This is a genomic window from Caldovatus sediminis (assembly GCF_014644455.1).
In the GTDB taxonomy this organism is placed as follows: domain Bacteria; phylum Pseudomonadota; class Alphaproteobacteria; order Acetobacterales; family Acetobacteraceae; genus Caldovatus; species Caldovatus sediminis.
Map to the genome: position 1 here is coordinate 91,756 of NZ_BMKS01000014.1, position 20,524 is coordinate 112,279.

The 20,524-nt window shown below is 76.1% G+C and carries 17 protein-coding genes; 16 read left to right on the forward strand and 1 reads right to left on the reverse strand.

Going from position 1 to position 20,524, the window contains the following annotated elements:
- The first annotated feature begins 7 nt into the window (after positions 1-7).
- A complete protein-coding gene (locus IEX99_RS18130) occupies positions 8-934 on the forward strand; it encodes a LysR family transcriptional regulator (protein WP_188902906.1) in 927 nt (308 codons plus the stop codon).
- Positions 935-993: 59 nt separating this feature from the next.
- On the opposite strand, the gene IEX99_RS18135 is transcribed toward IEX99_RS18130, so the two are convergent.
- Positions 994-2,403: an MmgE/PrpD family protein gene (locus tag IEX99_RS18135; protein WP_229678122.1), complete on the reverse strand. Its 1,410-nt coding sequence runs from the start codon at positions 2,401-2,403 to the stop codon at positions 994-996.
- 225 nt (positions 2,404-2,628) lie between these two features.
- Here IEX99_RS18135 and tcuA point away from each other — a divergent pair, with 225 nt between their 5' ends.
- The 15 genes from tcuA to IEX99_RS18210 all read left to right on the forward strand — a co-directional run bounded on the left by tcuA (position 2,629) and on the right by IEX99_RS18210 (position 20,475).
- Positions 2,629-4,107, forward strand: coding sequence for an FAD-dependent tricarballylate dehydrogenase TcuA (gene tcuA / locus IEX99_RS18140; protein ID WP_229678123.1), 1,479 nt, complete (start codon positions 2,629-2,631; stop codon positions 4,105-4,107).
- Positions 4,108-4,112: 5 nt separating this feature from the next.
- Complete coding sequence (locus tag IEX99_RS18145) at positions 4,113-5,495, forward strand: FAD-dependent oxidoreductase (RefSeq protein WP_188902912.1); 1,383 nt, start codon at positions 4,113-4,115, stop codon at positions 5,493-5,495.
- 11 nt (positions 5,496-5,506) lie between these two features.
- Positions 5,507-6,316, forward strand: a complete 810-nt coding sequence (locus tag IEX99_RS18150) for an electron transfer flavoprotein subunit beta/FixA family protein (protein ID WP_188902914.1) — start codon at positions 5,507-5,509, stop codon at positions 6,314-6,316.
- Complete coding sequence (locus IEX99_RS18155; RefSeq protein ID WP_188902917.1) at positions 6,316-7,296, forward strand: electron transfer flavoprotein subunit alpha/FixB family protein; 981 nt, start codon at positions 6,316-6,318, stop codon at positions 7,294-7,296. The genes IEX99_RS18150 and IEX99_RS18155 overlap by 1 nt, the downstream gene beginning before the upstream one ends.
- Before the next feature lie 51 nt (positions 7,297-7,347).
- Positions 7,348-8,346 carry a Bug family tripartite tricarboxylate transporter substrate binding protein gene (locus IEX99_RS18160; protein WP_188902919.1) on the forward strand — a complete coding sequence of 333 codons (999 nt, stop codon included), beginning with the start codon at positions 7,348-7,350 and terminating at the stop codon, positions 8,344-8,346.
- Between the two features lie 383 nt (positions 8,347-8,729).
- The gene (hslV, locus tag IEX99_RS18165; RefSeq protein ID WP_188902921.1) at positions 8,730-9,290 is read left to right on the forward strand and encodes an ATP-dependent protease subunit HslV; all 561 of its coding nucleotides are present in this window, start codon (positions 8,730-8,732) and stop codon (positions 9,288-9,290) included.
- Positions 9,287-10,627: an ATP-dependent protease ATPase subunit HslU gene (gene hslU / locus IEX99_RS18170; RefSeq protein ID WP_188902923.1), complete on the forward strand. Its 1,341-nt coding sequence runs from the start codon at positions 9,287-9,289 to the stop codon at positions 10,625-10,627. Before hslV ends, hslU begins: the two co-directional genes overlap by 4 nt.
- Before the next feature lie 47 nt (positions 10,628-10,674).
- Complete coding sequence (locus IEX99_RS18175; RefSeq protein ID WP_188902925.1) at positions 10,675-11,502, forward strand: EcsC family protein; 828 nt, start codon at positions 10,675-10,677, stop codon at positions 11,500-11,502.
- A gap of 193 nt (positions 11,503-11,695) precedes the next feature.
- Positions 11,696-12,703 carry a TIM44-like domain-containing protein gene (locus IEX99_RS18180; RefSeq protein WP_188902927.1) on the forward strand — a complete coding sequence of 336 codons (1,008 nt, stop codon included), beginning with the start codon at positions 11,696-11,698 and terminating at the stop codon, positions 12,701-12,703.
- 346 nt (positions 12,704-13,049) lie between these two features.
- Complete coding sequence (locus IEX99_RS18185; RefSeq protein WP_188902929.1) at positions 13,050-14,711, forward strand: AMP-binding protein; 1,662 nt, start codon at positions 13,050-13,052, stop codon at positions 14,709-14,711.
- 281 nt (positions 14,712-14,992) lie between these two features.
- Positions 14,993-16,204 (forward strand): CaiB/BaiF CoA transferase family protein, encoded by a 1,212-nt coding sequence (locus IEX99_RS18190; protein ID WP_188902932.1) that lies wholly within the window; start codon positions 14,993-14,995, stop codon positions 16,202-16,204.
- A gap of 14 nt (positions 16,205-16,218) precedes the next feature.
- On the forward strand, positions 16,219-17,349 hold the full coding sequence (locus IEX99_RS18195) for an acyl-CoA dehydrogenase family protein (RefSeq protein WP_188902934.1): 1,131 nt from the start codon (positions 16,219-16,221) through the stop codon (positions 17,347-17,349).
- Between the two features lie 5 nt (positions 17,350-17,354).
- Complete coding sequence (locus IEX99_RS18200) at positions 17,355-18,380, forward strand: acyl-CoA dehydrogenase family protein (protein WP_188902935.1); 1,026 nt, start codon at positions 17,355-17,357, stop codon at positions 18,378-18,380.
- The gene (locus tag IEX99_RS18205; protein ID WP_188902938.1) at positions 18,377-19,186 is read left to right on the forward strand and encodes a crotonase/enoyl-CoA hydratase family protein; all 810 of its coding nucleotides are present in this window, start codon (positions 18,377-18,379) and stop codon (positions 19,184-19,186) included. Before IEX99_RS18200 ends, IEX99_RS18205 begins: the two co-directional genes overlap by 4 nt.
- Positions 19,183-20,475, forward strand: coding sequence for an MmgE/PrpD family protein (locus tag IEX99_RS18210; protein WP_188902940.1), 1,293 nt, complete (start codon positions 19,183-19,185; stop codon positions 20,473-20,475). Before IEX99_RS18205 ends, IEX99_RS18210 begins: the two co-directional genes overlap by 4 nt.
- Positions 20,476-20,524: the final 49 nt, after the last annotated feature.

Consider the following 20,524-nt stretch of genomic DNA (forward strand, 5'->3'; position numbering starts at 1 on the left):
ACGGGGGATGGACCGGCTCCTGGCCATGGAGGCCTTCGTCAGGACGGTGGACACCGGCAGCATGTCGCGCGCCGCGGCGCAGCTCGGCATCGCCAACGCCTCGGTCACCACCCTCATCCGTAGGCTCGAGGCGCATCTCGGCGTGACGCTGCTGCACCGCTCCACCCGCTACGTGCGTCCCACCCCGGAAGGCGCCGCCTACTACGAGCGTTGCCGGTCCATCCTCGAGCAGGTCGGCGAGGCGGAGGCCGCGCTGGCCGGGCGCGGGCGCGGCCCGCGCGGCGTGCTGCGGGTGGAGACGCCGATCGCCGTCGGCCACCTCGTCCTCAGCCCGGCGCTGGCGGAATTCGCCCGGCTGCATCCCGACCTCCGCGTCGTCACCAGCCTGAACAACGAGGTGGACAATCTCGTCAAGCGAGGCATCGACGTGGCGATCCGCATGGAGGCGGTGGAGTCCGGCGACCTCGTCGCGCGGCTGATCTACCGCGCCCGCTACGCGCTCTGCGCGGCGCCGGACTTCGTCGAGGCGCACGGGGCGCCGGCGCATCCGCGCGCGATCGACCCGAAGCGCTGCCTCGGCTTCTCCGGCTCGCCGAGCGGCGACCTTCGGATCTGGCGCTTCCGGCGCGGCGAGGAGCGGCACGAGATCGCGCCGGAGGGCAACCTGTTCTTCAACAGCACCGACGCGCTGATGCAGGCCGCCGCGCACGGCGCGGGGCTGATCTACGTGCTCGACGTGCTGGCCGATCGGTACTGCCGCCGCGGCGAGCTGGTGCGGCTGCTGCCGGAGTGGGAGACCGACGAGCAGACCTTCTACGCCGTCCACCGCCGGGTGGGCTTCACGCCGCCGAAGGTGCGCGCCTTCGTGGACTTCCTCGCCGCCCACTTCGCCGCGCCGGCCAACCCCGCGCCGGTGCCGATCCGCGCGCGCTGAGGGCCGGGCGGCGGCGGGAGCGCCGCGGGCGGGACGCCGCCCGGCGTCGGCGACGCCGCTCATCCGGGAACCTCCGGGATGGCCGCGAGGAAGTCGGCGGCCGGACCGCCCACTAGCCGCGCCTGCAGCCGATCCCGGATCGCCGGCGCCTCGGCGGCGAAGCCCGCGTGGCGGAGGCAATCCAGGACCTTCGCGCGCACGCCTTCCGCGTCCGGCGCCGGCACCGTGGCGCGCCGCACGGTGACCGGCCCGTCGGAGGTCTCGACGGTGATCGCCGCCGGCGGATGCCCGGGCCCGTCGGGGAGCGTCTCGACGATCTCGACGCGCGCGGCGAGGTCGAGCGCCGCCCGATCATGCATCGCCCGCGGCCCCAGGGTCGCGAGATCCACGCGCCCATGCGCCAGGGCGAAGGCGGTCATGAAGGGGATGCTGTACTTCGCGTCCTGCAGCGTCTGCGGGCGCCGCCGCCGGTCCAGGGGGCGGCAGAGCCTGGCCGCGGAGGCGTTCACCGCGACCGTGATGCGGCCATCTGGTGGCCTGCCCAGCCGTTCGCGCAGGGCGAGCGCCGCGGCCACATAGGGGTGCGACAGGCGGCAGCTCGGCCAGGGCTTCACCTCGGTGGCGAGCCAGGTCCAGCCCGGCTCCTCGAGCAGCGCCGCGCGGGCGGGCTGCGCCCCGCCGAGATAGATGCGGAACATGCCCGCCGCGCCGTCCAGCGCCGTCTCCGGCCCGGTCACGCCGGCCCGGGAGAGCAGCGCCGCCTGCACCCCGCCCATCGCGGCGAAGGCGGGATAGATCGAGCGCGCCGTGGCGCCGACGCCGAAGCCCGCCTCCTTGCCTCCCGCCATCTGCATGTAGGCCAGGCCGAGGGCGGAGACGATCCGCTCTTCCGGCAGGTCGAGCACGATGGCCGCCGCCAGGCAGCCGCCGAGATAGCCGAAGAGCTGCGTCAGGAACCAGTCCGATCCGGGGCCGTCGCCGGTCGGCGCGCAGGCCGCGCCGAGGCGGCACATCAGCTCGTTGCCGAGCGCCATCGCCGAGAGCACGCGCTCCATGCCCGCCGCGGCGGGCACCGCCACGGCCAGGGCCGCCGGCAGGGTGACGGTGGTCGGATGCAGGCGCGCGACGTCGTGGATGTCGTCGTAGTCGAGCGCGTGCGCCAGCGCGGCGTTGGCGAAGGCCGCGAGCGCCGGGGGCAGGCGCTCCGGGCCGCCGAGCACCGGGCCGTCGCCGGCGGCGCCGCCGAAGTGCAGGGCCCCGATCACCTCCTGCGCGATCGGCAGGGCGGGGCGGGCGGCGAGCGCGATGCCGACGCAGTCCAGCGCATGCAGGCGCGCGCGCGCCAGGACCTCTTCCGGCAGGCCACGCCGGTACCGGTCGAGCAGCAGCCGCACCAGGGCACGGCCGAGCGGCATCGCGTCGGCACCGCCGTCGGGAGCCGGTCGCGGCGGCGCAAGGGTCGTCGTCACGGGCGCCATGGCGTCCTTCTCCCGCGGCGGCGCGGCCCGCCTTCGGGGCCGGCCGTCCTGCGCGCGAGGCTATCACCGGACCCCTCGCCCCCGAACCGTGGCGATGGGCGCCCGCCGCGAAAGGAGTTTTCGCGGATCGCGGCCGTCCCGCGGCTGGACCCCCGTGTCCGGCCGTCGCTAGCGTTCCGCGCGGCGGCAGCGGCGGGAACGGACGCGGAGGACGGGGTGGAAGCGAACGACGTCATCGTGGTGGGCGCGGGCAACGCCGCGCTCTGCGCCGCTCTCGCCGCCCGGGAGGCCGGCGCGCGCGTCCTCGTGCTGGAGCGTGCGCCGGAATCCGACCGCGGCGGCAACAGCGCGCACAGCGGCGGCGCCTTCCGCACCGTCTACGACGGCGTCGAGGACCTGCGCCGCATCGTGCCGGACCTGACGGAGGCCGAGCTCGCGATGAGCGACTTCGGCCGCTACGCGCGCGAGACCTATTTCGACGACTGCATGCGCCTGTCGGACCACCGCGCCGATCCGGACCTGATCGAGGTCCTGGTGGATCGCAGCCTGCCGACCATGCTCTGGATGCGCGAGAAGGGCGTGCGCTTCGTGCCGATCTGGGGCCGGCAGGCCTTCAAGGTGGACGGCAGATTCAAGTTCTGGGGCGGCCTCACGGTCGAGGCCGTGGGCGGCGGCCGCGGCCTGATGGACATGCTCTTCGCCGCGGCGGAGAAGCGCGGCGTCCGGGTGACGTACGGCGCGCGCGCGGTGCGCCTCCTCCTCGGCGACGACGGGGTGGAGGGTGTCGAGATCGTGCAGGGCGGGCGGCGTCGCGCCCTGCGCGCGAGGGCGGTCGTGCTCGGCAGCGGCGGCTTCCACGCCAACGCCGAGTGGCGCGCGCGCTACCTCGGCCCGGACTGGGACCTCGCGAAGCCGCGCGGCACCCGCTTCAACACCGGCGACGGGATCCGCATGGCGCGCGACGCGGGCGCCATGGCCTACGGCCACTGGTCGGGCTGCCACTCGGTCGCCTACGACCGCTGCGCGCCGGAGTTCGGCGAGCTCGGCCTGGTGGGGCAGCAGAAGAACGGCTTCCCCATGGGCATCATGGTCAACCTGCGCGGCGAGCGCTTCTTCGACGAGGGCGCCGACTTCCGCAACTACATCTACGCCACCCTCGGCAAGGCGATCCTCGGGCAGCCGAAGGGCCTCGCCTGGCAGGTCTTCGACCAGCACGCCGCGCACCTGCTCTCGGACGAGTACCGCATCCGCCAGATCACCAAGGTGGAGGCGGACACGCTCGAGGAACTGGCCGAGAAGATGGGCGACGTGGACCGCGAGGGCTTCCTGCGCACCATGCGGGAGTTCAACGCGGCGGTGATGCAGGACGTGCCCTTCGATCCCAACGTCAAGGACGGCCGCGGCACGCGGGGCCTCAAGGTGCCCAAGAGCAACTGGGCCAACCCCTACACGAAGCCGCCCTTCATCGCGGTGGGCGTGACCTGCGGCGTCACCTGCACCTACGGCGGCATCCGCGTCAATGCGTCGGCCGAGGTGGTGAGCGAGGACGGCCCGGTCATCCCCGGCCTGTTCGCCGCCGGCGAGCTGGTGGGCGGGCTCTACTACACCGGCTACCCGGGCGGGGCGGGGCTGATGTCGGGCGCGGTGTTCGGCCGGCTGGCCGGCGCCGGCGCCGCGGCGTGGGCGAGGCGGTGACGGCGATGGACGCGCTGCGGGCCGATCTCCTCGTCATCGGCGGCGGCGCCGCCGGCTTCGCCGCCGCGCTGGAGGCGGCCGAGGCGGGGGCGAGCGTGCTGGTGCTCGAGAAGCGGCCGGAGATCGGCGGCTCCTCCGCCATGAGCGGCGGCTGCCTCGCCTTCGCCGGCACCGACCTGCAGCGCGCGCAGGGCATCGAGGACAGCGACGCGCTGCTGGCGCGCGACCTGCGCGAGGTCGGCGGCGGGGACGCGGACGAGGCGCTGATCCGGGCCTACGTCGCCCACCAGCTCGACACCTACGGCTGGCTGAGGCGGCACGGCCAGCGGTTCAGCCCGGCGCTGGAGGCGTCCTCCGGCCAGTCGGTGCCGCGGGTGCACACGGTGGATCCGGCGGACATGGTGCGGCTGCTGGCGGCGCGCTGCCGCGCCACCGGCCGCGTGCAGCTCCTGACCGGCACGGCGGCGAAGCGACTGCTGCGCGACGCCTCCGGCCGCGTCGTCGGCGCCCTCGCGGAACGCGCGGGCCGGGACCTCGAGGCGCGCGGCGCCCGCGGCGTGCTGCTCGCGAGCGGCGGATTCAGCCGCAATCCCGAGCTGGTGCGCCGCTTCGCGCCGGAGTGCGAGCACGCCGTCTTCATCGGCGGCGAGGGCAATGTCGGCGACGGCCTGCGCATGGCCTGGGCGCTCGGCGCCGACTTCCGCGACATGGCCCACATCAAGGGCACCTTCGGCAAGCACCCGACCGACGAGGCCAACGACCACTCCTGCCTGTGCGTCTACAAGGGCGCCATCGCGGTGAACCAGGACGGGAAGCGGTTCGTGGACGAATCGCTCTCCTACAAGCTGCTCGGCGCGGCCTGCCTGCGCCAGCCCTACGGCGCCGCCTTCCAGATCCTCGACGAGCCGATCCTGCGCAGCGGCGACAACCAGGTGCGGATCCTCGACTTCGAGCGGCGGCTCGAGGAGGGGCTGTTCATCCGGGCCGACACGCTGGAGGAGCTCGCGCGGCGGATCGAGGTGCCGCCCGAGGCGCTGGCCAGGACCGTCGCCGACTACAACGCCTCCGTGGACGCCGGCAAGGACAGGGAGTTCGGGCGCCGGCACCTGGTCCACACCCACGGCGCGCTGCGCCGGATCGAGACGCCGCCGTTCTACGCCTACCCCTCCACCGCCGCGGTGTACGGCACCTATTGCGGCCTCCGCGTGGATGCCGCGATGCGGGTGATCGACGTGTTCGGCGCGCCGATCGAGGGGCTGCTCGCCGCCGGCGAGGTAGTGGGGGGCCTGCACGGCGCCGCCTACATGACCGGCTCGGCGCTCGGCAAGGCGCTGGTCTTCGGCCGCATCGCCGCGCGCACCGCGCTCCGTGCCCAAGGCGCGGGCTGACGGCGCGGCCGATGCAGGTCGTCGTGCTCCTCGCCGGCGTCGTGGATCCGAAATGGCGGCTGGACCGCCTCGCCCTCCGCCCCGGCGCGGCGCTGGTGGACGAGACCGGGCTTCCGCGGCGGCTCGGCCCCTTCGACGAAGCGGCGCTCGAGACGGCGCTGAAGCTGCGCGACGCCGATCCCGCGGTGCGCGCGACGGCCGTCCTCGTCGGCGGACCGGAGGATGATGCGCTGCTGCGCGCCGTGTCGGCCTTCCGGCCGCACCGCGCCTTCCGCTTCGGCGGAGCGGCGACCTCGCTGTGGGACCCGCGCGCCGCCGTGCGGCTGCTGGGCGCGGCGGTCGCCGCGGCGGCCGAGCGGCCCGACCTGGTCCTGATGGGCCGCGAATTCGGCGACGGCGACGACGGCACGCTGCCGCCCGCGCTGGCCGAGGCGCGGGGCTGGCGATTCTGCGGCCTCGCCCACGCGGTGACGCTCGCCGGCGACGGCACGGTCGCGCTGCGCCGTATGCGCGGGCCGCGCGAGGAGATCCTGCGCCTCCGCCCGCCGGTGCTCGCGAGCGTCACGAACGACCGCGGCAACCGCCTCCGCCACCCGCTGCTGAAGCACGTGATGCTGGCGAGGCGCGCCCCGGTCGAGGCGATCGCGCCGCCGCCGGAGGCGGGCGAGGGCGCGCCCGCGCTCGCCCTGCGCGGCATCGCCGCGGTGCCGCCGCCGCCGCGCGGCGGGGGGGCCTGCCGCCTCCTGACCGGCCCGATCGAGACGCAGGTCGAGGAGCTCGCCACCCTCCTGCGGCGCTGGCGCGCGGTCGGAGAGGGGTGATGCGCAGGGTTTGCGCGCTGGTGCCGCTCGGCGATCCGGCCATTGCCGATCCGTTCGCCGCCGTCGCGGCCGCCGCGGCCGTCGCGGCCCGCGGCGGCGGACAGGCCTCCGCCATCCTCCTGGCGCGCGAGGCGCGGCGCGGCGACGCCGCGCTCGCGCAGGCCGCGCGCGAGGGAGCGGCGGAGATCCTGCGCGCCGCCCATCCGGCGCTCCCCGAAGCGCCGCAGGCGGAGCACCTGCTCGCCGCCTTCGCCCACCTCCTGCGCACGGAGGCGCGCGACGGACTGTTCATCCTGCCGGCCGGCCCGGTCGGCGAGGAGCTGGCGGCGCGGCTCGCGCTGCGGCTCGACGCCGTGCCCCTCGGCCGCTGCACCGACATCGCCTGGGAGGGTCGGACGCTGCTCGCACGGCGCCCCGCCTATGGCGGCCGCGCGGAGGCGCGGCTGGCGACCGAGGCGACGCTCTGCCTCGCCGCCATGCGCCGCCCGGCGGCGGCCGCTGCGCCTGCCGGCGGCGCGCCCGCGGTGCGCGCCGTGACGCTGGACGTCGCGCTGCCCGGCGACCTGGAGCCGCCCGGCGTCGCGGAGCCGGCCGCGGACGCGCCGCGCCGGCCCGAGGGCGCGCGGATCGTCGTGGCGGGCGGGCGCGGCATGGGGGGCGCCGAGGGCTTCGCGCAGCTCCGGGAGCTCGCCGCGCTGCTCGACGGCGCGGTCGGCGCGAGCCTGCCGGCGGTGGATGCGGGCTGGGCCGCGGTGGCGCAGCAGGTCGGGCAGTCCGGCGCCTTCGTCGCGCCGGAGCTCTACCTGGCGTTCGGCCTGTCGGGCACGGCGCAGCACCTCGCCGGCATCGGCCCCGGCACGCGCATCGTCGCGGTGAATCCCGATCCGGAAGCGGAGATCTTCCGCGTCGCCGAGCTCGGCCTCGTCGCGCCGTGGCAGGAGGTGCTGCCGCGGCTCATCGGGCGGCTGCGCCGGGCATGACCGCCCGACCGCGCCGCGCCCACCCGATCCCCGGAAAGGAGGGAGGTCAGGATGTCCGAACATGCCCTGCCACGCCGATCGCTGCTGCGCGCGGCCGGGGTGGCGACCGCAGCGGGGCTGGCGCTGCCGGCCGCGGGAGCGGCGGCCCAGGGCTATCCGAACCGGCCGGTGCGCCTCGTCATCGGCTATCCGCCCGGAGGCTCGAACGACGTCACCGCCCGGATCGTCCAGCCGCGCCTCGCGGAGCTGCTCGGCCAGCCCATCGTGATCGAGAACCGGCCCGGCGCCAATGCCACGCTCGCCGCCGACCAGGTCGCGCGCGCCGCGCCCGACGGCTACACGCTGTTCCTCGCCAGCTCCAGCCCGCTGGTCATCGCGCCGCACACCAGCGCCCATGTGCCCTACGAGACGCCGCGCGACTTCGCGGCCATCACCGCGCTGGCGGCGACGCCCTCGGTGCTCGCGGTCGGGCCGGCGACCCGCGCGCGCACCCTCGAGGAATTCCTGGCCCAGGCGCGGCGCGAGCAGGTCAACGTGGCCTCCTCCGGCAGCGGCGGGCTGGCGCACCTCGCCATCGAGATCCTGCGCCGCGAGGTCAGCCAGAACATCGTCCACGTGCCCTACCGCGGCGGCGGCCCCGCCGCGACCGACACGATGGCCGGCAACGTCCACGGCGTGATCGTGGACCTCGCCGCGGTGTTCGGCCCGATCCGCGACGGCAAGCTGCGCGGCCTCGGCGTGATGTCGGAGCGCCGCACCTCCCTGCTGCCCGACGCCCCGACCTTCACGGAGGCCGGCGTGCCCGGCGTGGTCGCGGTCAACTGGATCGCGGTGCTGGCGCCGCGGGGCACGCCGCAGCCGATCCTGGCGCGGCTGCATGGCGCGCTGAGCCAGGCCGCGGATGCGCCGGAGACCAGGGAACGCTTCGCCGCCGTGGGTCTCGAGCCGATGACGCACGCCTCGCCGGATGCGGCGCACGCCTTCATCCGCTCCGAGTGGGATCGGTGGGGCGGCGTCGCGCGCGCCTCCGGCGTGCGGGCGGACGGCTAGCGCTGCCGGGGTCACCGGCCTCGGGCCCCGCCGCTCTCCTGACCGCGGCTGCAAGCGGCAGGGACATCAACGGCGGGAGCCGATCAGGCCACGGGCGGGGTTGATCCGGCGCGATGCGATCGGGCCGGGTCGCGGCGTTCGGGCCGCGCACCGGCCCGCACCCGAGGTCCGGCGGCAGGCGCCGCGGCGGACGACGAAGCCCGCGGGCGACCAGCGTCGCGGTGGGCCGCGATCGGCAGGATCGCGCGGCGTCGGCCGCGCGGCCGAAACGCCGGGCCGGTGCGACGAGGCCGGCGCGGCCCCGCCGTGCCGCGGCCGGGCGGCGGGAACCCCGCGCCGGCGCAACCGTTGCCCGGAGGCGGCCTCTGCCCCATCTCTCCGCCATGAACGACACGGACAAGATCGGCTGGCACGGCACCACCATCCTCTGCGTGCGCAAGGGCGGGCAGGTGGCGATGGCCGGGGACGGCCAGGTCTCGCTCGGCCAGACGGTGGTCAAGGGCAACGCGCGCAAGGTGCGGCGCATCGCCAACGGCAAGGTGCTGGCGGGCTTCGCCGGCGCCACGGCGGACGCCTTCACGCTGCTGGAACGGCTGGAGGCGAAGCTCGAGCGCTTCCCGGACCAGCTCGAGCGCGCCTGCGTCGAGCTCGCCAAGGACTGGCGCACGGACCGCTACCTCCGCCGGCTGGAGGCGCTGATGGCGGTGGCCGATTCCCGCCGCTCGCTGCTGCTCACCGGCCAGGGCGACGTGCTGGAGCCGGAGGACCAGATCATCGGCATCGGCTCGGGCGGCAATTTCGCGCTCGCCGCGGCGCGCGCCCTGATGGGCGTGGACGGCCTCGGCGCCGAGGAGATCTGCCGCCGCGCGATGAGGATCGCCGCCGACATCTGCGTCTACACCAACGCGAACACCGTCATCGAGACGCTGGAATCCCAGGCGTGAGCACCGAATCCGTCAACCTCTCCCCGCGCGAGATCGTCTCCGAGCTCGACCGCTACATCGTCGGCCAGCACGACGCCAAGCGCGCCGTCGCCATCGCGCTGCGCAACCGCTGGCGGCGCCAGCAGCTGCCGGAGGGCATCCGCGAGGAGGTGGTGCCGAAGAACATCCTGATGATCGGCCCGACCGGCGTCGGCAAGACCGAGATCGCCCGCCGCCTCGCGCGGCTGGCGCAGGCCCCCTTCCTCAAGGTCGAGGCGACGAAGTTCACCGAGGTCGGCTATGTCGGCCGCGACGTGGAGAGCATCGTGCGCGACCTGGTCGAGGTCGCCATCACCCAGCGGCGCGACCACGCGCGCAGGGAGGTCCAGGCCAAGGCCGAGCTCGCCGCGGAGGAGCGGCTGGTGACCGCGCTGGTCGGCGAGGGCGCCTCCGGCGAGACGCGCATGAAGTTCCGCCGGATGCTGCGCGAGGGCCAGCTCGAGAACCGCGAGGTCGAGGTGCAGGTCGCCGAGGCCGGCGGCGGCATGCCGATCGGCATGATCGACCTGCCCGGCGCCCAGGGCGTGCAGCTCCAGAACATGCAGGAGATGCTCGGCAAGCTGTTCGGCGGCCGCCAGCGCCCGCGGAAGATGAGCGTCGCCGCGGCGCGCGAGGCGCTGATCCGCGACGAGGCCGACAAGCTGCTCGACCAGGAGGCGCTGACCCGCGAGGCGGTGGCCAACGCCGAGAACAACGGCATCGTCTTCCTCGACGAGGTGGACAAGATCTGCGCCCGCGGCGCCGGCGAGGGCGCGGGCGGGGGCTTCCGCGGCGCCGACGTCAGCCGCGAGGGCGTGCAGCGCGACCTGCTGCCGCTGATCGAGGGCACCACGGTCATGACCAAGCACGGCCCGGTCAAGACCGACCACATCCTGTTCATCGCCTCCGGCGCCTTCCACCTCGCCAAGCCCTCCGACCTGCTGCCGGAGCTGCAGGGCCGGCTGCCGATCCGCGTCGAGCTCTCGGCCCTGACGCGCGACGACTTCCGCCGCATCCTGACCGAGCCCGAGCACTCGCTGATCAAGCAGTACGTGGCGCTGCTCAGCACCGAGGGGGTCACCCTGGAGTTCGCCGCGGACGCGGTGGACGCGATCGCCGACCTCGCCGCGGAGATCAACGCGCGGGTCGAGAACATCGGCGCGCGGCGCCTGGCGACGGTGATGGAGCGGCTGCTCGAGGAGATCTCCTTCGGCGCCTCCGACCGCCGCGGCGAGACGGTGCGGGTGGACGCGGCCTATGTGCGCGAGCGGGTGGCGCCGCTGGCGGCGAGCGCGGATCTGAGCCGGTTCATCCTGTGAGGCGCGCGCCGGCGAACCGCGCGCCGGCACCCCGATCCTCCCGAGCGATGTCCGACGCCGCCGCCTTTGGCCCCGAAAGCCGTCTCCCCATCCCCGGTCTTCCCGAGACCGCCCGCACCGAACTCTCCGGCGCCGTCGCCGCGCTGGAGGGCACGTCCCTCGCCGTCCGCCTCGCCGCCCTGGTCGGCGCGCCGATCGAGGCGCTGAAGTCGCGCCTGCCGGGCCCCGCGCAGGCGATGCTCGACGCCGCGATCGAGCGTGCGCTCAGCCGCGCGATGGAGGCGGCGCTGAAGTCCGATCCCGCGCGCACGCCGCTGCCGGTCTCCTCCGACTGGTTCCACCGCGGGCTCGCCGCCGCGAGCGGCGCGGCCGGCGGCGCGTTCGGCCTGCCGGGGACGCTGGTCGAGCTCCCCCTCTCCACCACCCTGCTGCTGCGCCAGATCGCCGCCGTCGCCGCCGGGCAGGGCGAGGACCTCGGCCGCCCGGAGGCCGCGGCCGAATGCCTCAAGGTGTTCGCCCTCGGCGGCCGCGACCCCTACGACGACGCGGCCGAGTCGGGGTATTTCGCCGTGCGCATCGCGCTCGCCGAGGCGCTCAAGGGCGTGGTCGGGCGCGGCGTGACCGGCGCGGTGCTGCCCGGATTCATCGGCGCCGTCGCCGCACGCTTCGGCGGCCCCGTGGCGCTCAAGCTCTCGGCCCAGGTCGCGCCGATCATCGGTGCCGCCGCCGGGGCGACGGTGAACCTCGTCTTCCTCGAGCATTTCCGTACCGTCGCTCGCGGCCACTTCACCGTCCGGCGACTGGAACGCGCGCACGGCCCGGCGCTGGTCCAGGCCGCCTACGAGGCGATGCGCGACGCCCGCTTCGCTGCCTGAGCGTCGTCTCCCGGGCGGAGCGGCCGGTCGCCGCCAGCCCCTCGCCTCCGCGCCGGCACCCGGGCGATGCGGTCCCGCGTTCCCGCGCCTCCCCCGAGCGTACCGCGCACGGCCCGAGCCGCGATCCGAACGGCGCCGGAATCCGTCGCCACGGCTCCGGCGCTCGCCTATAGTCCCTGCAACGACAAGCCGAATGCCGGAGACCCTCATCGCCATGCGCCGCCTCCCGACCTTCCTCGCCGCCGCCGCGGCGGTCCTCTTCGCGCTCGCGCCGGCCCTGGTGGATGCGCGGGTGGGGGGCGGCCGCTCGATGGGCAGCAGCGGCAGCCGCACCTATTCCGCACCGCCACCGACCCGGACGGCGCCCGCTCCGGCACGGCCGGTGGAGCGCAGCATGACCGAGCCTTCGCGGGTGACGCCGGGGGCCGCCGCGCCGACGGCGGCGGCGGGCGGCATGCTTTCCCGCTCGCCCTTCATGGCGGGGCTGATGGGCGGCCTGATCGGCGCCGGCATCGGCGGGCTGCTGTTCGGCGGCGGCCTGTTCGGCGGCCTGCACGGCTTCGCCGGCATCCTCGGCCTGCTGCTGCAGATCGCGCTGATCGCCGGCTTGGTCTGGTTCGGCCTGCGGCTGTTCCGCGTCATGCGCGGCGGCCAGCCCGTGCCGGCCGCTGGCGTGCCGCCCCGCGGCCTCGCGCGGACCGGCGAGGGCCCCGGGACGGGCCCGGCCGGGCGCATGGCCGCCGCGGGCGGGACGGGAATCGGCACCGCCGCGCCGCATCCGGGGGAGCCGGTCCGGCTCGACCAGGCCGACTTCGACCGCTTCGAGCGCCTGCTGATCGAGGCGAACGAGGCCTGGTCGCGCCAGGACCTCGCCGCGCTGCAGCGGATCGCCACGCCGGAGATGGTGCAGTACTTCGCCGACGATCTGGCCGAGCTCGCCAGCCGCGGTCTGCGCAACGAGACGCGCGAGGTGCGGCTCGAGCAGGGCGACCTCGCCGACGCCTGGCGCGAGGGCGGGCGCGACTACGCCCGCGTCGCGATGCGCTTCTCGATGCTGGACGCCACCTTCCGCGCCGCCGACGGCGCACTGGTGGAGGGCGACACCGAGCGCCGGACCGAGGCGACGGAGGTCTGGACCTTCATGCGGGCGCGCGGCGGGCAGTGGCTGATCTCGGCGATCCAGCAGACGGGACCGGCCTGACGCGGGCCGTTCCGGATCGGGCGGCCGGGCAGGCCTGGCGCCTCCCGGCGGCGGGGGGCCGCGCCGCCGGGAGGCGCCGGCCTTCGGCGCGGTGTCCCGCGCCATGGGCCTCGGCATGACGCCGCCCGCCCTCCGCCTGCCGATCCGTCCCGGCTGACGGGGAACCGCCTCGGCGCCGTTCCGCGCGACGCCCCGGGCGCGGGCCGTCCCCGGCCGCGCGACGGCGAGGCGCGGCGCCGCGGGCGCGCCCTCCTGCCTCTTGCCCTCGCCGCGCCGATCGGGTCCGGTTGCGCGAGGCATGCGCCCGCGCGGACCGCGCCCGCCGCGGGCGAACGGAGATACGGGGATGGCACTGCAGGCGACGACGCAGGACGGGCCCACGCCGGGGGCGGACGATCTGCCGCGCAACGCGGCGAACCACGTGGCGCTCTCGCCCGTCTCCTTCCTCTTCCGCGCCGCGCGCGTCTGGGGCGGGCGCGTCGGGGTGGTGCACGGGCCGCGGCGCATCACCTACGCCGCGCTGCTGGAACGCTCGCGCCGCCTCGCTTCCGCGCTGGTGCGGGCGGGCGTCGGCCCCGGCGAGGCGGTCGCCGTGCTGCTGCCGAACGTGCCGGAGATGCTCGAGGCGCACTACGGCGTGCCGATGGCCGGCGCGGTGCTGTGCCCGGTCAACACGCGGCTCGACGCGGCGACGATCGGCTTCATCCTGCGCCACTCCGGCGCGCGGGCGTTCGTGGTGGACCGGGAATTCGCGGGCGTCGCCGGCGCCGCGCTCGCGGGCCTCGACGGGGGGCCGCAGCCGCGTGTCGTGCTGGTGGACGATCCGCTCGGCCCCGGCGGCGCCGCGCTCGACGGCACGCCCTACGAGGAATTCCTCGCCGGCGGCGAGCCGGACTTCGTCCCGCGCGTGCCGGCGGACGAGTGGGCGGCGATCTCGCTCTCCTACACCTCCGGCACGACGGGCGACCCGAAGGGCGTGGTCATCCACCACCGCGGCGCCTACCTCAACGCCTGCGGCAACGCGCTGGCCTTCGAGCTCACGCCGCGCAGCGTCTATCTCTGGACGCTGCCGATGTTCCACTGCAACGGCTGGACCTACACCTGGGCGGTGACGCTCGCGGGCGGCACGCATGTCTGCCTGCGGCGCGTGGACCCGGCCGAGATCTTCCGCCTGGTCGCCGAGGAGGGGGTGACGCATCTCTGCGCCGCGCCGGTGGTGCTGACCATGCTGATCCACGCGCCGGCGGAGTCGCAGCGCCGGCCGGCGCAGGTGGTGAAGGTGGCGACCGGCGGCGCCGCGCCGCCCTCCGCCGTCATCGCGCGGATGGAGGCGATGGGCTTCTCCGTCGTGCACCTCTACGGCCTGACGGAGAGCTACGGCCCCTCCCTCCTCTGCGCCTGGCAGCCGGGGCTGGAGGAGCGCCCGCTGGAGGAGCGCGCCGCCTTCATGGCCCGCCAGGGCGTGCCCCTGCCGACGCTGGAGGACGCGACGGTGCTGGACCAGGCCACCGGCCGCCCGGTGCCGGCGGACGGCGCGACCCTCGGCGAGATCGCGCTGCGCGGCAACACCATCATGAAGGGCTACCTGCGCAACCCGAAGGCCAACGAGGCGGTGTTCGTCGGGGGCTGGTTCCGCACCGGCGACCTCGGCGTGCTGCACCCGGACGGCTACATCGAGGTCAAGGACCGCGCCAAGGACATCGTCATCTCGGGCGGCGAGAACATCTCCTCGCTCGAGGTGGAGGAGGCGCTCTACCGCCACCCGGACGTGATGGAGGCCGCGGTGGTGGCGCACCCGGACGAGAAGTGGGGCGAGGTGCCGCACGCCTTCGTCACCCTGAAGCCGGAGGCCGAGGGACGGGTGAGCGCCGAGGACATCGTCGCCTGGTGCCGCGGCCAGCTCGCGCGCTTCAAGGTGCCTAAGCACGTGACGTTTGGGCCTTTGCCGAAGACGGCGACGGGGAAGATCCAGAAGTTCGAGCTGCGCGCGCGGGTGCGGGGCGGGTGACGCCGCGAGGCGCCCCGGCGAGCGCCCGCCCTGTTGTCCACCACCGCGGTCTGGCCGAGCGCGCGGGCGAAGGGCTCGGGGAAGCCGCGGGCGAAGACGCCTTGGGGCCGCCGGGCGCGAGGACGGCAGCCCGCCCGACATCGTCCTGCGGTCCATGACGCTGCTGCGAAATTCCGCCCGGACGATCCTGCCGTCCCCTCCGAATTCGTGCCGGCCGGGCTTTTCGCCGCCGCGCATCCGGTCCACCCTGCGGCCGGACCGGGGAAGGGGACAGGATCGGCATGGCCGGTGCGCTCGAGGGCGTGCGCGTGGTGGACATGACGCGCGTGGTGGCGGGGCCGCTCTGCGCGCAGACGCTCGGCGACCTCGGCGCCGAGGTGGTGAAGGTGGAGCGCCGCGGCGACGGCGACGACCTGCGCGCGCTCGGGCCCCCCTTCGTGGCGGGCAGCGAGGACTCCACCTACTTCGTTTCGCTCAACCGCAACAAGCGCTCGCTCTCGCTCGACTTCGCGCGGCCGGAGGGCGCGGCGATCCTCCGCCGGATGGTCGCGCGGGCCGACGTGCTGCTGGAGAATTTCCGCCCTGGCACGCTCGCGCGCTACGGCCTCGACTGGCCGAGCCTGCGCGCGGTCAATCCGCGCCTCGTCTACTGCTCGATCTCCGGCTTCGGCCAGACCGGGCCCTACGCCGACCGCTCGGGCTACGACTTCGTCGCCCAGGCCATGTCCGGGCTGATGGAGGTGACGGGCGAGCCGGACGGCGCGCCGGGCGGCGGGCCGCAGCGCGTCGGCGTGCCGGTCGCCGACATGTTCACCGGCCAGGCCGCGGCGATCGCCGTGCTCGCCGCGCTGCGCCACGCCGAGCGCACCGGCGAGGGCCAGCACGTCGAGGTCTCGCTGTTCGAGACCATGACGGCGCTGCTGCAGCACCCGATGTCGGCCTGGCTGAACGCCGGGCATCTGGTCCGCCGCAGCGGCAACGATTCGCATGTCGCCGTGCCCTACGGCGTCTTCGCCGGCTCCGACGCCAGGATGGTGATCGGCGTGCTGAACGACCGCGAGTTCGTGCGCCTCGCCGCCGCGCTCGGCCACCCCGAATGGGCCGAGGACGAGCGCTTCCGCCGCAACCGCGACCGCGCCGCCAACCGCGACCTGCTGCTCGGCATGATCCGCGAGGTGCTGGCGACGCGCCCGCGCGCGGAGTGGCTGGAGCGGCTGCGCGCGGCGAAGATCACCTCCGGCCCGATCAACACCCCGGCCGACATCGAGCACGACCCGCACATCCGGGCGCGCGGCATGATCGTCGAGGTCCCGCACCGCGGCACCGCGGGCAGGGTGCGCGTGCTGGCGAGCCCGATGCGCCTCTCCGCCACGCCGGTCGGGTACCGCCGCGGCATCCCCGCGCCGGGCGAGCACACCGAGGAGGTGCTGGCCGAGTTCGCCGGCATGAGCGAGGCGGAGATCGCCGCCGCCCGCGAAGCCGGGATCGTGTGAGGGAGCGGACGGAGATGGTCGGCCTGCGCTTCGAGCCACGCGACACGCCGCCCGGCAGCGCCGCGCTGCGGCGCGAGGTGCGCGCCTTCCTCGCCGAGCACGGCCGCGGCTGGACGCCGGAGGTGCGCGGCCGCTCCTGGATGGGCTTCGACCGCGCCTTCTCCCGCGCCGTCGGCGCCCGCGGCTGGATCGGCATGACCTGGCCGAGGCGATACGGCGGGCACGAGCGCAGCGCGATGGAACGCTACGTCGTGCTCGAGGAGATGCTCGCCGCCGGCGCCCCGGTCGGCGCGCACTGGATCGGCGACCGCCAGTCCGGCCCGCTGCTGCTGCGCTTCGGCACGGAGGCGCAGCGGATGCGCCTCCTGCCCGCCATCGCGCGCGGCGAGGCGGCGTTCTGCATCGGCCTGTCGGAGCCCGACTCGGGCTCCGACCTCGCCAGCCTGCGCACCCGGGCGGAGCGCGTGCCGGGCGGCGGCTGGCGCCTGAACGGGCGCAAGATCTGGACCAGCTTCGCCCATCTCTGCGACTGGATGATCGCGCTGGTCCGCACCGCGCCGGCGGAGAGGGACGGGCCGCGGCACGCGGGCCTCTCGCAGTTCCTCGTGGACCTCCGCCTCCCGGGAATCACGATCCGCCCGATCCGCGAGCTGACCGGCGAGGAGGGCTTCAACGAGGTCACCTTCGACGACGTGCCCCTCCCCGAGGACGCGCTGATCGGGCGCGAGGGCGAGGGCTGGGCGCAGGCGACCTCCGAGCTCGCCTTCGAGCGCAGCGGGCCGGACCGCATCCTCTCCAGCTACCCGCTGCTCGCCGCCGCCGCCGAGGCGGCGGCCGATCCCGTGCCGATCGGGCGCATGGTGGCGCGGCTCGCCACGCTGCGCGCCATGTCGCTCTCCGTCGCCGGCATGCTGGAGGACGGCAGGTCGCCCGCGGTCGAGGCGGCGCTGGTCAAGGACATCGGCAACGCCTTCGAGCAGGCGGTGCCGGAGCGGGTGCGCGACCTGCTCGACGTCGCCGACGCGCCGGAGGGGCTGCGCCGCCTGCACGCCTACGTCACGCAGGTGGCGCCCACCTTCTCGCTGCGCGGCGGGACGCGCGAGATCCTGCGCGGCATCATCGCGCGCGAGCTGGGGCTGCGGTGAACGCCATGCGCGAGGACGATCCCGGCACGATGCTGGCGGAGCAGGTCGGGCGCCTGCTCGCGGAGCGGAGCGGCGCGGCCACCCTGCGCGCGGTGGAGCGCGGCGAATGGCCCGCCGCCCTGTGGGAGGCGCTGGAGGGGCTCGGCCTGCCGCTCCTCCTGGTGCCGGAGGCGATGGGCGGGGCCGGGCTCGGCTGGCGGGCGGCCGGGCCGGTGTTCCAGGCGCTCGGCCGCCACGGCGCGCCGGCGCCGATGGGCGAGACGATCCTCGCCGCCGCGCTGCTCGCCGCCGCCGGCATCGCGCCGCCGCCGGGGCCGCTCTCGCTCACCGCCAATGGCGGCGAGCGGGTGCCGTGGGGGCGCCATGTGCGCCATGTCGCCTGCTGCGACGGCGAGACCGTCGCGCTCTGCGACGCCGCCGGCGTGACCTGGGCGCCGGGCGCCAACCTGGCCGGCGAGCCGCGCGATTCCGCCCCGCCCGGCGGGGTGGTGCGGAGCGCGGCGCCGGTGCCCGAGCGCTTCGGCGGCGAGGCGGCGGCCGCCGCCCTCGCCCTGCTGCGCGCCTGCCAGATGGCCGGCGCGCTCGCCGCCGCGCTCGACCTCGCGGTGGAGCACGCCGGCACGCGCCGGCAGTTCGGCCGCCCCATCGGCCGCTTCCAGGCGGTGCAGCAGCAGCTCGCCGTCCTCGCCGGCGAGGCCGCCGCCGCGCAGGTCGCCGCCGACCGGGCCTGCCGCGCCGCGGACCGCCACGGCCTCGCCGGCGCCGCCTTCGAGATCGGCTGCGCCAAGGTCGTGGCCGGCGAGGCCGCGGGCGCCGGCGCCGCCATCGCGCACCAGGTCCTCGGCGCCATCGGCTTCACCGAGGAGCACCCGCTGCACCACCTGACGCGCCGCCTCTGGTCCTGGCGCGAGGAGGCCGGTACCGAGCGCTTCTGGGCCGCGCGCATAGGCCGCGAGGTGCAGGCGGTGGGCGGCGCCGCGCTCTGGCCCTTCCTCACCGCCCGCGACGAGGACGACGACACCACGCCATGACCGCCGAACCCTTCCTCCGCATCGAGCGCGACGACCACGTCGTCACCCTGACCCTGAACCGGCCGGACAAGCGCAACGCCATCTCCACCCGCGAGGAGTGCGAGGAGATCGTCGCCGCCTGCCAGCGCATCCAGCACGACGATTCGGTGCGCGCGGTGGTCCTGACCGGCGCCGGGACGGCGTTCTGCGCCGGCGGCGACCTCAAGGGGATGAAGGCGCGCACCGGCATCACCGCCGGCAACACCGGCGCCGAGATGCGCGAGAGCTACCGCCGCGGCATCCAGCGCATCCCGCTCGCCCTCTACGAGCTCGACGTGCCGACCATCGCCGCGGTGAACGGCCCGGCGATCGGCGCCGGCCTCGACCTCGCCTGCATGTGCGACATCCGCATCGCCAGCGAGCGCGCGAGCTTCGCCGAGAGCTTCGTGCGCGTCGGCATCGTGCCGGGCGACGGCGGGGCCTGGCTGCTGCAGCGCGCCGTCGGCCTCTCCCGCGCGATGGAGATGAGCTTCACCGGCGACACGCTGGACGCGCAGGCGGCGCTCGCCTGCGGCCTCGTCAGCCGCGTCGTGCCGGAGGGCGAGCTGCTGCCCGCGGCGCGCGCCCTCGCCGCGAGGATCGCCGCCAACCCGCCCCAGGCGGTGCGCATGACCAAGCGCCTGCTGCGCGAGGCGCAGCACACCAGGCTCTCGACCCTGCTCGAGCTCTCCGCCGCCTTCCAGGCGCTGGCGCACGGCACCCGCGATCACGTCGAGGCGGTGGACGCGATCCTCGAGAAGCGCGCGCCGCGCTTCGAGGGGCGGTGAGCGACCCCCTCGGCGCGACCATCGCCTGGGCCTGGGACGGCCCGCCGCCCGGCACGGAGGCCGCCGGGCGCGCGCGGCTGCTGCTCTGCGACAGCCTCGGCTGCATGGTCGCCGGCCTGCGCCATGCGCGGGTGCGCGCCCTCGCCGCCGCGCTCGCGGCGTGGCTGCCGGGCGAGGTGCGGCTGGCGGGCGCGGGCCTCGCTCCGGCCGGCGCGGCGGCGGTGCTGGCGGCGGCGATGTGCTGGGACGAGGCGAACGAGGGCCTCGCCCGCGCGCATGGCCGCCCGGGGCTCGCCGTGGTGCCGCTCTGCGTCGCGCGGCCGGCGGCGACGCTCGGCGAGACGCTCGCCGCGCTCGCGCTCGGCTACGAGGTCGCGGGGCGCGCGGGCGAGCTGTGGCGCATCCGGCCGGGGATGCATGTGGACGGCTCCTGGCACGCGCTCGGCGCCGCCGCGGCGGCGGTGCGGCTCGCGGGCGGCGACCGGGCGGCGGCGGCGCGCGCGGTGCGGCTCGCCGCGTGCCAGGTGCCCTTCGCCCTCTACGCGCCGATCGCCGCCGGCATGGACGGGCGCAACAGCTACCCGGCGCACGCCGCGCTGCTCGGCGCGCTGGCCGGCGCGGCGGCCATGGCGGGCCTCGACGCGCCGGCGGAGGGGTTCGCGGAGGCGCGGCGCCTCGCGCTCGGCCTCGACGCGCCGGGCGCAAGCGCGCCGCCGGGCGAGTGGCTGGTCGCGGAGGCCTATCTCAAGCCCTTCGCCGGGGTGCGCCATGCCCACTACGCCGCCGCCGCCGCGCTCGCGCTGCGGCCGCGCCTGCGGGACCGCCTCGACCGCATCGCCGCGATCGAGCTCGCCACCTACGCCGAGGCGCTGCGCTACGCCGGCAACCGCGCGCCGCGGGCCGCCATCGCGGCGCAGTTCAGCCTCTCCTGGGCCGTCGCCGCGGCGCTGGCGCAGGGGGATCTGGGGCCGGAGGCCTACACCGAGGCGGCGCTGCGCGACCCGCGCCTGCGCCGGCTGGAGGCGCTGGTGACGCTGCGCGAGGGCGGCCCGGCGCGCGGCGGGCGGCGCGGCGCGGTGCTCTCGGTCACGGTGGACGGCGCCACGCTGACCGCGGCCACCGACAGCGTGCCGGGCGACCCGGCGCGGCCGATGCCGGCCGCCGAGGTGCTGGCGAAGCTGCGGCGCCACGCCGGCGAGGCCGCGGCGGCGCGGGGCGCCGCCCTCCTCGACGCCGCGGCGGACGCGCCTGGCACGGCGCTGCGCGCGTTCCTCGCGGAGGCGGCCTAGCAACCTGTCGGCTTTGCGTCTGCGGTCTGCGCATGGGGCGGTGGTGTCT

What these genes read in the sequence shown, in the direction of transcription:
- IEX99_RS18130 (WP_188902906.1), top strand. Translation starts at nt 8, where the DNA reads ATGGACCGGCTCCTGGCCATGGAGGCCTTCGTCAGGACGGTGGACACC.
- IEX99_RS18145 (WP_188902912.1), top strand. Translation starts at nt 4,113, where the DNA reads ATGGACGCGCTGCGGGCCGATCTCCTCGTCATCGGCGGCGGCGCCGCC.
- IEX99_RS18150 (WP_188902914.1), top strand. Translation starts at nt 5,507, where the DNA reads ATGCAGGTCGTCGTGCTCCTCGCCGGCGTCGTGGATCCGAAATGGCGG.
- IEX99_RS18155 (WP_188902917.1), top strand. Translation starts at nt 6,316, where the DNA reads ATGCGCAGGGTTTGCGCGCTGGTGCCGCTCGGCGATCCGGCCATTGCC.
- IEX99_RS18160 (WP_188902919.1), top strand. Translation starts at nt 7,348, where the DNA reads ATGTCCGAACATGCCCTGCCACGCCGATCGCTGCTGCGCGCGGCCGGG.
- hslV (WP_188902921.1), top strand. Translation starts at nt 8,730, where the DNA reads ATGAACGACACGGACAAGATCGGCTGGCACGGCACCACCATCCTCTGC.
- IEX99_RS18175 (WP_188902925.1), top strand. Translation starts at nt 10,675, where the DNA reads ATGTCCGACGCCGCCGCCTTTGGCCCCGAAAGCCGTCTCCCCATCCCC.
- IEX99_RS18180 (WP_188902927.1), top strand. Translation starts at nt 11,696, where the DNA reads ATGCCGGAGACCCTCATCGCCATGCGCCGCCTCCCGACCTTCCTCGCC.
- IEX99_RS18185 (WP_188902929.1), top strand. Translation starts at nt 13,050, where the DNA reads ATGGCACTGCAGGCGACGACGCAGGACGGGCCCACGCCGGGGGCGGAC.
- IEX99_RS18190 (WP_188902932.1), top strand. Translation starts at nt 14,993, where the DNA reads ATGGCCGGTGCGCTCGAGGGCGTGCGCGTGGTGGACATGACGCGCGTG.
- IEX99_RS18195 (WP_188902934.1), top strand. Translation starts at nt 16,219, where the DNA reads ATGGTCGGCCTGCGCTTCGAGCCACGCGACACGCCGCCCGGCAGCGCC.
- IEX99_RS18200 (WP_188902935.1), top strand. Translation starts at nt 17,355, where the DNA reads ATGCGCGAGGACGATCCCGGCACGATGCTGGCGGAGCAGGTCGGGCGC.
- IEX99_RS18205 (WP_188902938.1), top strand. Translation starts at nt 18,377, where the DNA reads ATGACCGCCGAACCCTTCCTCCGCATCGAGCGCGACGACCACGTCGTC.